The organism is Paenibacillus apii (genome assembly GCF_011043685.1).
GTDB classification, from domain to species: domain Bacteria; phylum Bacillota; class Bacilli; order Paenibacillales; family Paenibacillaceae; genus Paenibacillus_AQ; species Paenibacillus_AQ sabinae.
In genome coordinates this window covers 206,097-219,824 of sequence record NZ_JAAKGU010000002.1, presented here as the reverse complement: position 1 = coordinate 219,824, position 13,728 = coordinate 206,097, and the positions used below count along the sequence as shown (strand labels likewise).

General features: G+C 56.8%; 15 protein-coding genes. 9 read left to right on the top strand and 6 right to left on the bottom strand.

Annotated elements, in window-relative coordinates; genetic code table 11:
• Positions 1–39: 39 nt before the first annotated feature.
• On the bottom strand, positions 40–435 hold the full coding sequence (locus G5B47_RS06955) for a DoxX family protein (RefSeq protein ID WP_025336963.1): 396 nt from the start codon (positions 433–435) through the stop codon (positions 40–42).
• 72 nt (positions 436–507) lie between these two features.
• Positions 508–984, bottom strand: coding sequence for a MarR family winged helix-turn-helix transcriptional regulator (locus G5B47_RS06950; RefSeq protein ID WP_165096016.1), 477 nt, complete (start codon positions 982–984; stop codon positions 508–510).
• A gap of 277 nt (positions 985–1,261) precedes the next feature.
• Here G5B47_RS06950 and G5B47_RS06945 point away from each other — a divergent pair, with 277 nt between their 5' ends.
• Positions 1,262–1,969, top strand: a complete 708-nt coding sequence (locus G5B47_RS06945) for a futalosine hydrolase (RefSeq protein WP_407945214.1) — start codon at positions 1,262–1,264, stop codon at positions 1,967–1,969.
• Between the two features lie 8 nt (positions 1,970–1,977).
• Positions 1,978–2,817, top strand: a complete 840-nt coding sequence (locus G5B47_RS06940; RefSeq protein ID WP_165096652.1) for a 1,4-dihydroxy-6-naphthoate synthase — start codon at positions 1,978–1,980, stop codon at positions 2,815–2,817.
• Between the two features lie 80 nt (positions 2,818–2,897).
• Here the strand turns inward: G5B47_RS06940 and G5B47_RS06935 are convergent, their stop codons facing one another.
• Positions 2,898–3,062 (bottom strand): hypothetical protein, encoded by a 165-nt coding sequence (locus G5B47_RS06935; protein ID WP_165096014.1) that lies wholly within the window; start codon positions 3,060–3,062, stop codon positions 2,898–2,900.
• Positions 3,063–3,323: 261 nt separating this feature from the next.
• Here G5B47_RS06935 and G5B47_RS06930 point away from each other — a divergent pair, with 261 nt between their 5' ends.
• Complete coding sequence (locus G5B47_RS06930; protein ID WP_165096012.1) at positions 3,324–4,145, top strand: class I SAM-dependent methyltransferase; 822 nt, start codon at positions 3,324–3,326, stop codon at positions 4,143–4,145.
• A gap of 196 nt (positions 4,146–4,341) precedes the next feature.
• Positions 4,342–5,439, top strand: coding sequence for an FUSC family protein (locus tag G5B47_RS06925; protein ID WP_165096010.1), 1,098 nt, complete (start codon positions 4,342–4,344; stop codon positions 5,437–5,439).
• A gap of 45 nt (positions 5,440–5,484) precedes the next feature.
• Here the strand turns inward: G5B47_RS06925 and G5B47_RS06920 are convergent, their stop codons facing one another.
• Together G5B47_RS06920 and G5B47_RS06915 are read right to left on the bottom strand one after the other, a co-directional pair.
• Positions 5,485–6,090 carry a flavin reductase family protein gene (locus G5B47_RS06920; RefSeq protein ID WP_165096008.1) on the bottom strand — a complete coding sequence of 202 codons (606 nt, stop codon included), beginning with the start codon at positions 6,088–6,090 and terminating at the stop codon, positions 5,485–5,487.
• Positions 6,080–7,006: a DMT family transporter gene (locus G5B47_RS06915; protein ID WP_165096006.1), complete on the bottom strand. Its 927-nt coding sequence runs from the start codon at positions 7,004–7,006 to the stop codon at positions 6,080–6,082. Before G5B47_RS06915 ends, G5B47_RS06920 begins: the two co-directional genes overlap by 11 nt.
• Positions 7,007–7,104: 98 nt before the next feature.
• On the opposite strand from G5B47_RS06915, the gene G5B47_RS06910 reads away from it, so the two are divergent.
• From G5B47_RS06910 to G5B47_RS06895, 4 genes are all read left to right on the top strand, one after another.
• Positions 7,105–8,022 (top strand): LysR family transcriptional regulator, encoded by a 918-nt coding sequence (locus tag G5B47_RS06910; RefSeq protein WP_165096650.1) that lies wholly within the window; start codon positions 7,105–7,107, stop codon positions 8,020–8,022.
• Between the two features lie 20 nt (positions 8,023–8,042).
• Positions 8,043–9,020 carry an aldo/keto reductase gene (locus G5B47_RS06905; protein WP_165096004.1) on the top strand — a complete coding sequence of 326 codons (978 nt, stop codon included), beginning with the start codon at positions 8,043–8,045 and terminating at the stop codon, positions 9,018–9,020.
• Positions 9,021–9,228: 208 nt separating this feature from the next.
• Positions 9,229–10,692, top strand: coding sequence for a S8 family serine peptidase (locus tag G5B47_RS06900; protein ID WP_165096002.1), 1,464 nt, complete (start codon positions 9,229–9,231; stop codon positions 10,690–10,692).
• Between the two features lie 21 nt (positions 10,693–10,713).
• A complete protein-coding gene (locus G5B47_RS06895; RefSeq protein ID WP_235957108.1) occupies positions 10,714–11,121 on the top strand; it encodes a GNAT family N-acetyltransferase in 408 nt (135 codons plus the stop codon).
• 116 nt (positions 11,122–11,237) lie between these two features.
• Here the strand turns inward: G5B47_RS06895 and hcp are convergent, their stop codons facing one another.
• Entirely contained in the window at positions 11,238–12,893 is a 1,656-nt protein-coding gene (gene hcp, locus G5B47_RS06890) for a hydroxylamine reductase (RefSeq protein WP_165096000.1), read from the bottom strand.
• A 145-nt stretch (positions 12,894–13,038) separates the two neighbouring features.
• On the opposite strand from hcp, the gene G5B47_RS06885 reads away from it, so the two are divergent.
• On the top strand, positions 13,039–13,725 hold the full coding sequence (locus G5B47_RS06885; protein WP_165095997.1) for a Crp/Fnr family transcriptional regulator: 687 nt from the start codon (positions 13,039–13,041) through the stop codon (positions 13,723–13,725).
• Positions 13,726–13,728: the final 3 nt, after the last annotated feature.

Below are 13,728 nucleotides of genomic sequence, written 5' to 3'. Positions count from 1 at the left end.
TCTCGGTATTAGAAATTAGAAATTAGAAGGTCAATCGAATTAGAACAACAGATGATCCAGCGAAATGGAACCCGGACCCGCAAACGCTACGCCAGCCGCTACAACAAGCAAGGTCAATGGATATTCATAACCGTTTGCAGTAGCCCAGAAACCGTTCGACAAATGTACTTTCATCGCTCCGGCCATCGCCAGGATCAGCATCACGGCCCCAACCGGTGTGAACAGGCCCGCCGCGAACAAGAGTCCGCCGCCAAGCTCCAGAATTCCGGCCAGCACCGCCATCGCCACACCCGGCTTAATGCCAACCGATTCCATCCAGCCACCAGTTCCCTTCGGGCCGTAGCCGCCGAACCAGCCGAACAGCTTTTGCGCCCCATGGCCGATAAACGCAACACCGATAAACAAACGAATCAACAGCAATCCTACACTAATCATTTTTAATCCTCTCCATTCTCTTGTTTTTAATAATCTTTACTTTAAGATATTAGATAAAAAATTGCGGGCCTCCTAGGAACCGGCCCCTTTTCCCAGCAGCTTCAACCATTCGGTTGCCTGCTCCTTCTCCTCCGTGTTCAGTCCGCCCATCATCCCGTGCAGCATGGATACATGCTTCGGAAAAATCTCGTCGAACAGCTTCCGGCCCTCATCGGTAATCTCGGCGTACGTTACGCGCCGGTCCTCGCTGCAGGGAACGCGCTTCAGCAGCCCCTTCTTCTCCAGCTTGTCGATGTTATAGGTGATGCTTCCGCTCGTGACCAGAATCTTCTCTCCGATCTGCTGCAGCGGAATGCGGGTTCTGTGATAGAGCACCTCAAGCACCATAAACTCGGCGGACGACAGCCCGTAGCTCTTCATATCCTTGACGGCCCGGTCCATCAGACTCCGGTAAGCTTTGGACAGGACGACGAACAGCTTCAGCGACGCCGCTTCATCCCGGCCGCTCACATCTCCGGCTACGATCAGTTCCTCTTTCGGTCCGCTCATTTCCATCACCTCCAGCTTAGCTCGTGTATCTTTAAATTAATTATCTTTAAGTTAAGATAAATATACACCCTTATTTTTATTCTGTCAACACTTTCTTAAAAATAAACGTACGTCACGGTAAGCGCCTGTCCGCCGGGGAAATTGACCTCATCTGCAAAAGGGCGTATCCTTTTCTTTGCTATACATTTCTATTAATTTCGGCAATCGGACGGGCTGGCCGTTCCGGGTTGCCGAACCCATTTAATAATACATTCTATTAATAAGGAGGATTCTCGCTGTGACTTCCCCCCTGGACCCCGGCCATGCCGGAGAGGAAACCCACAAGGAGCAGGAACCGGCCTCCCCGGGCGTCCTTATCGTTACGGCGGTGGAGGCCGAGGCGGAAGCGATCCGCCTCGGCCTCAGCGGCGCGGCCGGCTTCACTGTCATCGCCGCGGGCGCGGGCCCGGCGGCGGCGGCGGCCGGCACCGCCGCTGCGCTTGCAGCCGGCTCCTACGGCTGCGTCGTCAGCGCCGGGATCGGCGGCGGCTTCCCCGGCAGGGCGGCGGTCGGCTCGCTGGTCGTGGCCAGCGAGCTGATCTTCGCCGACCTCGGGGCCGAGACGCCGGAGGGCTTCCGCAGCGCGGCCGACCTCGGCTTCGGCCGCGTAACGTACCCGGCCGACACGAGCCGGGCAGCGAGCCTCGCCGCCGGGCTTGCGGCGGCGGGGCTGGCCGTGAGCACGGGACCGGTGCTCACGGTGTCGACGGCGACCGGCTCTGCGGAGACGGCCGCCGCTTTGGCGGCGCGCGTGCCGGGCGCGGCCGCCGAGGCCATGGAAGGCTGCGGGGTCGCCGCAGCCGCAGCGGCGCGGAATCTCCCGGTGCTGGAGATTCGCGCGATCTCGAACCCGGTCGGTCCCCGCGACCGGGCGGCCTGGCGCATCGGCGAGGCGCTGGAAGCGCTCGCCGCCGCCGGGCCCATCCTATCGGAGGTGCTGAAATGACCGCAGAACTGAATATTGCTTATTCTCCTTGCCCCAACGATACGTTTGTCTTTCATGCCTGGGCGCATGGCCTTGTACCGGGCGCCCCCAAGCTCAATGTCACCTACGCCGACATTGACGTTACGAACGGCCTTGCCGCCGAAGGGACGGACTTCGACATCCTCAAAATCTCCTACGCCGCCCTGCCCTGGGTGCTGGACCGGTACGCGCTTCTGCCCTGCGGCGGCGCGCTGGGCCGCGGCTGCGGACCGCTCCTGCTGACCAAGGGCGGGCCGCTGGATGCCAAGAGCCCGGCGGCGCTGTCGGGCCGCCGGGTCGCCGTCCCAAGCGAGCGATCCACCGCCTATCTGCTGTTCCGGCTGTGGGCGGCAAGCCATGTCCCCGGCGGCGTCGGCGAAATCGTCGTCATGCCCTTCAACGAAATTATGCCCGCGGTGCGGGACGGGAAGATTGACGCCGGACTTGTCATCCACGAAGCCCGGTTCACTTACGCTTCCTACGGGCTGCATATGCTGGTCGATCTCGGCAGCTGGTGGGAGAGCGACACGGGACTTCCTATCCCCCTCGGAGCGATTGTCGCCCGCCGTGATCTTGACGCGGACGCCATCAGCGGCTGGATTCGCAGCTCGCTCCGGCACGCCTGGGACAACCCCCAGGCTTCGCGGGAGTACGTCCTCGGACATGCCCAGGAGCTGTCGCCCCAGGTGGCGAAATCGCATATCGATCTCTATGTGAACGACTTTACGATGGATCTTGGCGACAGCGGCTATGCCGCCATTACGGCCCTGCTGGGCAGAGCCGCAGCCGAAGGCCTCGTTCCATCTGCCGACCCCGCGCTGCTGCGCTAGTTGCAAGCGGGCTGCCCACGAACGATAAATCCCCCGGGAATGCTTCTTTCGAAGCTCCCGGGGATTTTTTGCATATGCCTCTACTTAGTTTGACCGGCAGCCACCATTTGCTGTATATCCGAACCCATTAATCGGTTCTCGCTATTCATCACGTAAAAATAACCGCCATTCATTAATTCCGGAAGATCAATATGAATGGGAATCGTGCCAACCAAAATGGGGTCATAGCCGTTCAGCACATCCATTATTTTCAGTTTGCTTAACGCCTCATAAGCACTTCTTTCCTCTCCGTACCCCGGGCCAAATAGTCAAGGGTTGTAAAGTCTTGGTTTCGGTTTAGGTTGTACAAGCTTGAATCATTCCATTCTCGGCACGTTAGTTGTACTTCATAACCCAATCTTACACCTTTTTATATGAAGCTGAACAACCGCCGCACATTTACTGCGACCTCCGGCATAAACTGGTATAATATCCATCAAAATACTTGGGAAATGGAGTGTGGAACCATGATCCCCGAAGGAAATCATCAATCCAACATTGTACGATTCAAGGGATTTCAGAATGAATACGACCGTTACCGGCCTCAGGCGCCCAGGCTCGTGACCGAGCTGCTTACAGGCTATTTGAAGCGCAGACCCGCCCTTGTTGTGGACCTCGGCTGCGGCACCGGACTGTCGACCTTCCTATGGCTGGCGGCCGCCGATTCGGTCATCGGCATAGAGCCCGGCGACGATATGCGCGGCAAGGCGCTGGAGAAGTGGAAAGCGCTCGGCAGTCCGGAGGGGATCTCGTTCATCCCGGGTTATTCCAATGCGCTCGGCCTGCCGCCGGAGAGCGCCGACATTGTGACCTGCTCCCAGTCCTTCCACTGGATGGAGCCCGTAAGCACGCTCAAGGAAGCGGGGCGGGTACTTAAGGCCGGAGGAATCTTCGCCGCCTACGACTGCGACTGGCCGCCGGTGCTCGAACCGTCGATTGAATCCCTCTACCACGAACTGATCGAGCAGGCCGAAGCGATTATCGGGCGCCGCCTGCCGGCGGAGGAGCGGGCCTTTAAGTGGAATAAGGATGAGCATCTGCGCCGGATTAAGGAAAGCGGTGAATTTGCCTTCGCCCGCGAAGTCGTATTCCACAACACCGAGCGCTGCGACGCGGAGCGGTATGTCGGCCTCACGCTCAGCCAGGGAGGCGTCCAGACCGTGATTCGGCTCGGCGGAGGCGAGCTTGATGAGACAATAGCCGCTTACCGGGAAGAGGTCGAGCGTTATTTTGACGGCCGCACTTTGGAGACGCTGTTAAGCTACCGTATAAAACTCGGAATCAAATAGGATGTAAGGATAAAGCCTCCAGCCGCGCGTCATTCGCACTTTCGGAGGCTTTGCTTTGGCAAAGGCGCTTTAGCCCTTTCGAGTTCGTAATGTTGTAAAAACTGCCCCGCGTCCCTCTGTCTTCAAGGTGCTATAATGAAAATAACTGAAAACCTTATATTTTTTCTAAAATTTTTTCGAAAAGAGATGACAACACATGGACGAGGGGCTGCAGGAGCGCCTTGAAAAGTTTGGTTTTTCACTTTATATGATACGGGTTACACTCGCAGCCTCGCTGTCCTGGATGGTTGTTCACGCCATGTACGGCAACGAGTTCTCGTACTTCGCGCCGCTGGCGGCGATTCTGATTACCCAGGGCACTGTGAAGGCTTCGCTCGAGAAGGGGCTGTACCGGTTGCTTGGCATTGTGCTCGGCGGAAGCGTCAGTCTGATGATCGGGCACTTTTTCGATGTCGGGCCGCTGTCCATCCTGCTGATCCTGCTGATCGGCCTCGGCGTGGCGACCGCCTGCCGGATTAACTTTCAGGCCATTACGCAAGTAGGCGTCACTTCGGTGCTGGCGCTGACCTTCTTTCAGGATCATTATGTCGTATTCCGAGCTACGGATACGCTGATTGGCGTGGCTTTCGCTCTGCTCTTCAATATCATTATCGTGCCGCCTAAAGGCTTTGTTAACGTGAAGAACACGGCATTTGCCGGCACTCTGCTGCTCGCCGACGGATTGAGCGGACTTACGCCGGGACGGGATGAGAAAGGTCAGGGGGAAGCGCTGAAACGGGCCGGAGAGCTGCTGAAGGACAGCGCCCAGAAACAAAACGAAATGCTTTTTACCCTGTCGCATATTCCCTGCCGGAACAATTTGTCCGTCATGAAGCAATCGATCACCCATTTACAAACGATGCACGGGTATGTGAAAGAAATCGCAACCGAGCTGCGTCTGCTGCCGCCGCATTACGCCGCCGCCGACTGGATGAAGCAGACTTTGACTGCAACATCGGACTGCATTGCCATCTTCGGAGCCAAGACTTTGTCGAACACGGAATGCGACGGTTCGCTGCCTGATGCCCTGCGCCGCGCCCGCCAGCTTCAGCTCGCCAGCTTCGCCGAGCTTCAGGGCAGCTGCCCGCTGACCACCATCCGCGACCTCGGCGCCGTCTTCTCGCACCTGAACCGGCTGCTGGATGAAGTCGAGCGGGCCGACTACGCGGTCTGCTCCGCCGCTCCGCAGCGGGCCCGGGCTCATGCGAGCCGGGCCGTGCGCTTCGTCAAAAAGGGACTCTCCCACAAGCTTTAAGCTTGGGAGCGTCCCTTTTTTTGTAACATCTATACTTCTCCGTTCTCATTTCTCCTCGTAGACCGGCCGCTCCAGATCGAAGATCCGTCCAATCGCGCTGTATGACGATCCCGCCAGGCGGCTGATAGGCTTCAGCTTGCCGATGTCGATCCGGCCGTTTTGAACAAGGTCGTCCCGCACATAGAAGCTCAGCACCTCGCCGATAATAACATCAAATTTTCCCAGCTCCACAATCTGTGCAAGGCGGCATTCCATCGCAACCGGACTTTCCTGCACCCGCGGTACAGCCACCGTAGTACCGGGAACAGCCGTCAGTCCCGCAAGCGTAAGCTCGCTAATATGAGCGGGTGCACTGATGGACGTATGATTGATCGCCTCAATATTATCCTCGTCCGTGACATGAATGACAAACTCCTGATTCGCCAGAATATTGCGCGCCGTATCCTTCAGCGTGCCGTCCGCATGCCGCCCGCAGGAGAACATGAGCATCGGCGGATCATTGTTCACAATGTTAAAATAGCTGAATGGAGCCGCATTGACGACCCCTTCCGCACTCACCGAGGTGACAAACGCAATGGGTCTCGGGACCACGCTGCCGATCAGCAGCTTGTAATTGTCGCGGGCTGTCTGTTCGTTCATTTTAAAAATCATAGTTCCCCTCCTCCAAGGCTCTGATTTCTGCCACTGCAGACGCCGGGCTGCGCCGGAACCGGACATTGACCAGTATAATGCTGATTACGACCAGAATCAGGCCTATCACCAGATTAATCGTTATCTTCTCATTTAGGAAGAGGACGCTGGAACCGATGGAAACGAGCGGGACCAGAAAAGTATAAGAAGCAACCTTTCCGGCCTCCCCTTCGTGAATCAGCTTGAAATACACGAGCCAGCCGAGCGCAATTACAAATATGGAAATGAACAGCGTGACGGCGACAAAATCGGTGCTCCATCTGATGGCTTTCCACGGCTCGGCCGCGCTGCCGGCCGCAAGCAGGATCAGCCCCCCGAGTGTGATCTGCATGGCCGTCATCCACAGCATATCAACCCGCACCGCATTTCGTTTCATATACACCGTCCCAAGTGCCCAGCACAAGGCGGTAGCCAGCGCGAGAAGGATACCAAGAAGCGAAATGCTGCCGGTCAGGCCGCCCGCGCTCAAGCAAGCCACGCCCAGAAAACCGAGCACGAGCCCCCCTATTTTTTGCCCATGCATCTCTTCCCCAAGCCACAACCAGGAAAAAATCCCGAGCAGTACCGGCTGAAGAAATACGATCGCCGAGAACAGTCCCGCCGGCACGTACTGCAGCCCGATCGTTTGTACGCCGTAATACAGCGCTATGCTTAACAGGGCCGAGCCCAAATATACCGGCCACAGTGTCTTAAACCGGAGCAGCCGGGCTTTGGGCAGCGCGATCAGGATCAGCAGCACACCCCCAATTACGGTACGGATACCCGAGAATAGCAGCGGCGGCGCGTAAGCCAGCGCGATTTTGGATAAAGGCCAATTAATGCCCCAGACGAGGACGAGAAAAGCTAATAATAGAACACCCGATTTTTGCCGTGTCATATGGTACTCTCCCTTGTTTTTAAACCTTTCCTGATGATACAATACTTTCAAGCATAAATATAATGAATTTTTATCATAAGGAGCATATCAAATTCGTTATGAACAAGGTGCAGATTGAGCTGTTCGTCAAAATTGCGGAAAGCGGCAGTTTCACACGGGCCGGACAGGAAATGAACATGACCCAGCCTGCGGTCAGCCGGGCGATTTCTACGCTTGAAGCCGAGCTGGATGTGCAGCTGCTGGTGCGGGACCGGCGCGGCATTGCGCTGACGGAGGTAGGCAAGCGGATTCTCGTTGCCTTTCGTGACATTCTCAAGGGATTCGGCAAGGTGGAGCAGGAAATCGCAGCCGAAAAAGGGCTCGAAAAAGGCTTGATTACCATCGGCGCTTTTCCCGCGGCCTCGTCCTATTTCATTCCGAAAATTATCGGCGCCATTAACCGGCAATATCCCCAGCTTGAGTTCCGTCTCCATGAGGGCACGATTGCCGAAGTAAAGGAATGGCTGGAGACCGGAGTGATCGATGTTGGTATATTGATACCGCCCACCGACGAATTCGATTCGTTTCCTTTATTCCGCGAGAAGCTGTACGCGGTTCTTCCTGCCGGGCATCCGCTTGCGAAGAAGTCTGTCGTCAAGGTACGGGATTTCGAGAGGGAATCGATGCTGATCTGCAAATCGGGCTACGAGCCTCCCGTCGTCGAGTTGTTCCAGAGAACGGGAGTGAATCTGAACGTGAAATACGTGATCAACAGCTATCACACCGCCCTCAATATGGTGCGGGAGGGTTTGGCCTCTGCCGTTATGGCCCAGCTGTCCCTGCTGTCCCCGCCGGACGGCGTAACCATCCGGGAGCTCGAGCCTCCGGCATACCGGGACATCCGCCTTGCAGTGCACTCGGCCGACAGATGCTCGATTGCGGTCAGGCTCTTTATCGACACGGCGCTGAAGATGTTTGCGGAAGGCGAAGAAGGAGACCTTAAGCCGGAGGCGGGAATAGACCGAATTCATATGTGAACAAAGGGAGAGATTGGGGTATGAAATATCAACGGCTTGGAGGAAGCGGGCTGCAAGTATCGCAGCTGGGACTTGGAACCAACGCCTTCGGCAAACGGGCGGACCAGGCTGCTTCCGCGGCGGTGCTGCATACCGCGCTGGATAACGGGATCAACTTCATCGACACCGCCAATATATACGCCGGAACAGAATCGGAGCGGATTATCGGGGAAGCGCTCGCGGGGAGAAGGCATGAAGCCGTGCTCGCGACCAAAGCCGGGCTGGTACGAAGACCCGGCCCCGGTGGCAGCGGTTCGTCCAGATTTCATCTCATGCAGGAGCTGGAGGACAGCCTCCGGCGTCTGAAGACCGACTATGTCGACCTGTACCAGATTCACACCTTCGATCCCTATACGCCGCTGGAGGAAACGCTGCGCACGCTGGACGATATGGTATCTTCCGGCAAGGTGCGCTATATCGGCGCCTCAAATTATGCCGCCTGGGAACTGATGAAGGCGCTCGGCATCAGCGAACGGGCAGGCTATGAGCGTTATGTATCGCTCCAGTGCAGCTATTCGCTGGCCGACCGCACGCCGGAGCGGGAGCTCGTTCCGCTCAGCCTGGACCAGGGCGTCGGCATCATCCCGTATTTCCCGCTGGCCGGCGGCATCCTGACCGGCAAATATGGCGAGGGAAATGAAGCCCCCGCAGGCTCAAGAGCCGACACCGATCCGAACTTCGCCCGGTTCCTTAGTGGCGAACGGATCGCCCTGGGGCGGGAGACGGCGGCGCTCGCGGCTGAGCTTCAGACAACGCCCGCCGCCCTGTCCCTCGCCTGGCTCATGAGCCGTCCGGCGGTGTCCACCGTCATTGTCGGCGCTACCCGGCCGGAGCAGCTCGAAGAGAGCCTGAAGAGCGTCTCCCTTGCCCTGAGCAGCGAGACGCAGGAGAAGCTTGACGTTATTAGTCAACCTTTTATCCACAGCGAACCGTTTGCGGTGTATCGGCTGCCGGAGTAGCGGACAGGCAACAGCGAACTGCCCGGGCTTATACTTCGCCTGCTGCACAATTTAAGCGACTTTGTTCAAAGTATTCGTTATTGGAAATCCGATACAAATTCCCTTTTCCCATCGACAAATTAGGACAAGTTATTTACTCCAAAGCTGATATACTACAAGTCAAAATCGGCTATTGTCCGGTTTATACCATTTCGGGGAGGAACAGAATTTGAGAACAAAGGTCGCCGCTGTCGTAGGTTCTATGCTGATTGCCACCAGCCTGTTAGCCGGGTCCGGGTATGCCAAGCCGGCCAGCCAGAGTCAGGTGAGTCAGAAGCAAAAGTATGTGATCGCGTTTCAATCTTCACTTCCGGCAAACTACGAAACATTAATAACGAAAGCGGGCGGCAAAGTCCTTCGCGCCCTCCCGGAATTGGGCGGACTCGAAGCAGAATCCGAAAGAGCGGACTTTCTTTCGAATCTGAGCGGGGTTTCCGGCATACTAGCGGCTAATCCCGAATTGGAGTACAAGCTTGATGAAGATACCGTGGCGGCCGACGGCCAGCCGGTGACCGATATTCCGCAGGATGCCGATACGTATTGGCCCTATCAATGGGATATCCAGCGGATTACGAATAACGGAGCCTCCTACAAGCTGGAAACGGGCGGCACAGTTAATTCGGATGGAACGGTTAAGCACAAGGCGATTGTAGGCGTCATCGATACGGGAATCGACGCCAACCACCCCGACCTGAAGGCCAACTTCCTCGGGGGCGTGAACTTTGTCCCGGCAGGTGTCGACGCCAGTGAAACAGGCGATCCAAGCGACATCAGGGACCGCGAAGGCCACGGCACGCATGTGGCCGGCTCCATAGCGGCGGACGGCAAGGTCAAAGGCGTAGGTCCCGGCCTCGGCATCCGGTCGTACCGTGTATTCGCGGCAGAGGGCGGCGCCCCGACCTCATGGATCGCCGCAGCCGTCGTCCAGGCGGCCAAGGACAAGGTCGACGTCATCAACATGTCGATCGGGGGGTACGACGGCATTGCCAGATACACCTATGACGGCGTCAAATACAACGATGTGGCGGATTTCCTCCTCTGGAAGCGCGCGCTGCAGTATGCCGTAGGCCGCAACGTTACGGTCGTCGCGGCCGCTGGCAACGAGTCGCTGAATCTGAATGACTCGAATGCTGTCGTCGACTATATGAACCAAACGTACGGCTACCTTGGCCTGACCTTCAAAAGCGCTGTGAAAGAAGTGCCGGGCACACTGCCGGGCGTCATCAATGTATCTTCGTCGAACAAGTGGTCCTCGGACAAGATCGCATTCTATTCCAACTACGGCAGCACGATCGACGTCGCGGCTCCCGGCGGGGATAACGGTCCTGTCTACGATGCCAGCCGAAATCTCGACGAGCGGGACTTCCATTACCGCACGCTCAGCACATGGCCAACCTACCTTGAGCCCTACTTCACCTCGAATCTGAGGGGCTATGCGCTGCTGCACGGCACTTCGATGGCAGCACCGAAGGTTGCGGGCATTGCGGGCGTCATCAAGGCCGCGCATCCGGAATATACACCGGCCCAGGTGCAAGCGCTCATCAAGCAGACGGCCAGCGATTTAGGAAAGCCAGGGCAAGATCCCCTGTTCGGCTCGGGCGAAGCCAATATCTTTAATGCATTAAGCCATTAATCCTGGAGAGGATACCATATTTTGGATATTAAGATCATTCACAAAGAGCAAGCCTGGTGGCTGCGCCATGAAGTCATGTGGCCGGAAAAGGATCTCGATTATGTAAAGCTTAAAGACGATGATGAGGGGACTCACTTCGGGCTTTTTGAAGGGGAAGCGCTGATTTCAGCCGTCTCTCTTTTTGTACATGGACCCGAAGCGCAGTTCCGCAAGTTTGCGACGTTAACCTCGCATCAGAATCAGGGGTACGGGAGCCGATTATTGTTCCATATCCTCGGGGAAGCAGAGCAGGCCGGCGTGAAACGGATTTACTGCAATGCCAGGAGCGGAAAAGTTTCGTTCTATGAAAGGTTTGGATTAATCCCAACAGCAAGCACGTTTACAAAAGGCGGCAAAGATTATATTGTGATGGAACGGTTCTTCGGGTGAAGAATAAAATCATTTATAGGTCCTAAAACAGGAGCAGGCCAGCCGGAATTTCGGCTGGCCTGCTCCTGTTTATGTTTGGACTTGAGGTCCGCTCTTTTCTAACCTTGACGGTTCGATTACACCACCGACAGGAAACGCTCCACATCTTCGTCCACGGTTGTGATGCCGCCGATGCCGAACGTGTCGACCAGCACCTTCGCCACATTCGGGGACAGGAAGGCCGGAAGCGTCGGGCCGAGGTGAATGTTTTTGACGCCCAGATAGAGCAGCGCCAGCAGCACGATGACCGCTTTTTGCTCATACCACGCAATATTGTACGAAATCGGCAGGTCGTTGATGTCTTCCAGGCCGAATACTTCCTTCAGCTTCAGCGCGATTACGGCCAGCGAGTAGGAGTCGTTGCACTGGCCCGCATCCAGTACGCGCGGAATGCCGCCGATGTCGCCAAGATCGAGCTTGTTGTACTTGTACTTAGCGCAGCCCGCTGTCAGGATCACCGTATCGCCAGGCAGAGCCTGAGCAAAATCGGTATAGTAATTCCGGCTCTTCATCCGTCCGTCGCAGCCGGCCATGACGAAGAAGCGCTTGATCGCGCCGGTCTTCACCGCGTCGACCACCTTGTCGGCCACTCCCATCACAGCTGCATGGGCAAAGCCGCCGACAATCTCCCCGCTCTCGATTTCGACCGGAGCCGCGCAGGTCTTAGCCTGCTCGATGATGGCGGAGAAGTCTTTCGGAGCGCCGTCTTTGCCTTCCCCGATATGCTTGATGCCGGGATAGCCCGTGTTGCCTGTCGTGTACAGACGGTCCTTATAGCTGTCCTTCGGCGGCACCACGCAGTTGGTCGTCATCAGAATCGGACCGTTGAAGCTGGCGAATTCCTCATTTTGTTTCCACCATGCGTTGCCGTAATTGCCGACAAAATGGCTGTATTTTTTGAAAGCCGGGTAGTAGTGGGCTGGCAGCATTTCGCTGTGCGTGTACACGTCGACGCCCGTTCCCTCCGTCTGCTTGAGCAGCTCTTCCATATCCTTCAGGTCGTGGCCGCTGATCAGAATGCCCGGTCGGTCGCCGACGCCGATGTTCACTTTCGTAATTTCCGGGTTGCCGTACGTCTCCGTGTTGGCACGGTCCAGCAGCGCCATCACGTCAACGCCGTACTTACCGCATTCCATAACAAGAGCAACCAGCTCGTCCGCGGTCAGCTCATCGTTCAGCGTAGCGGCAAGTCCGCGCTCAAGGAAAGCCTGCGCGCCGGCTTCATGATAGCCGAGCACCGCGGCATGCTCCAGATAGGCGGCCATGCCCTTCAGGCCGTAGGTAAGCAGCTCGCGCAGGGAGCGAACGTCTTCGTTCTCGGTTGCAAGCACGCCGACTGCCGCTGCCTTGGCTTCCAGCTCTTCGTCCGTGCCTAGCGTCCATTGCGCGGCATCATGGCCTCCGAGCGACACATCTGCAAGCGAGCCGGCCAGCCGTTTTTTCCAGCCGTCACGAATGACGATCCCTTCTCTGACTCTCGCAATAAATCCGTCGCGGTCGAAGTTGGCGTTGGTGATCGTTGCGAACAGGCTCTTGATGATGAAATGCTCTGAAGCAATGTCAGTCACTCCGAGTTCGCGGCCCTTTGCCGCATAAATGGAGATGCCCTTTACCGTGTAGAGCAGAAGGTCCTGCAGATTGGCGACATCACTTGTCTTGCCGCAGACTCCCTGAATCGTGCAGCCCGTTCCTTTGGCCGCCTCCTGGCACTGAAAACAAAACATACTGCTCATTGAATCATCTCTCCTTAATATTCATGTCATTCGTCTGCCGTCTGTGTCTTTACTAGTTACTACCGATTGTAGTAGACTGACGTCGAACAATCGGTAACGGATGTTACCGTTTATCTAAAATTATTTTAAAAATTGGAGGAATTTCATGAAGCCGGAGCCAGCTGTGCTGCAGACCTGTCTATTTTTTCGGGGGAAGAGCATCGAGGAGCTTGACGCCATGCTGGAGACGATGCGCTACACCGTCCGGGATTGCAGCAAGTCGGAAATGATTATCAGCGAAGGCGAGACCGCCGACCGGCTGGGGATTGTGCTCTCAGGAGTGGTAGAAGTTCACAAAATCCATCAGGGCGGAGGCGGCATAACCATTGCCAGGCTGGGGAGGGGGCAGACCTTCGGGGAGGCGGTGCTGTTCCGGCGGGAGAACGTGTATCCGGCCACCATTATTTCAGCGGGGCGCAGCACCGTCATGTTCATCGGCAAGCAGGAGCTGCTGCGCCTGTTCGCCGCCGATACCGACATGCTGTCCAGATATATGGAAAATCTGTCTGAACGCCTCGTCATGGTTAACCGCAAGCTTGAAATCCTGTCGGCTGGTTCGCTGCGCCGCCGGGTTGTGCATGATTTGCTGCAACAAGCGGACCAGCAGGGGACGGATACCCTCCGGCTGCCCTTCAGCCGCAAGGAATGGGCTGAGCATCTGAATGCTGCGCGTCCTTCGCTGTCCCGGGAAATGGGGCTGCTGCGCGACAATGGCTGGATTGCGTTCAAAGGAAACACGGTCACGCTGCTGGACCGGAAGAAGCTGGAGGGGATTATGGAGCGGGAAGAATAAGTC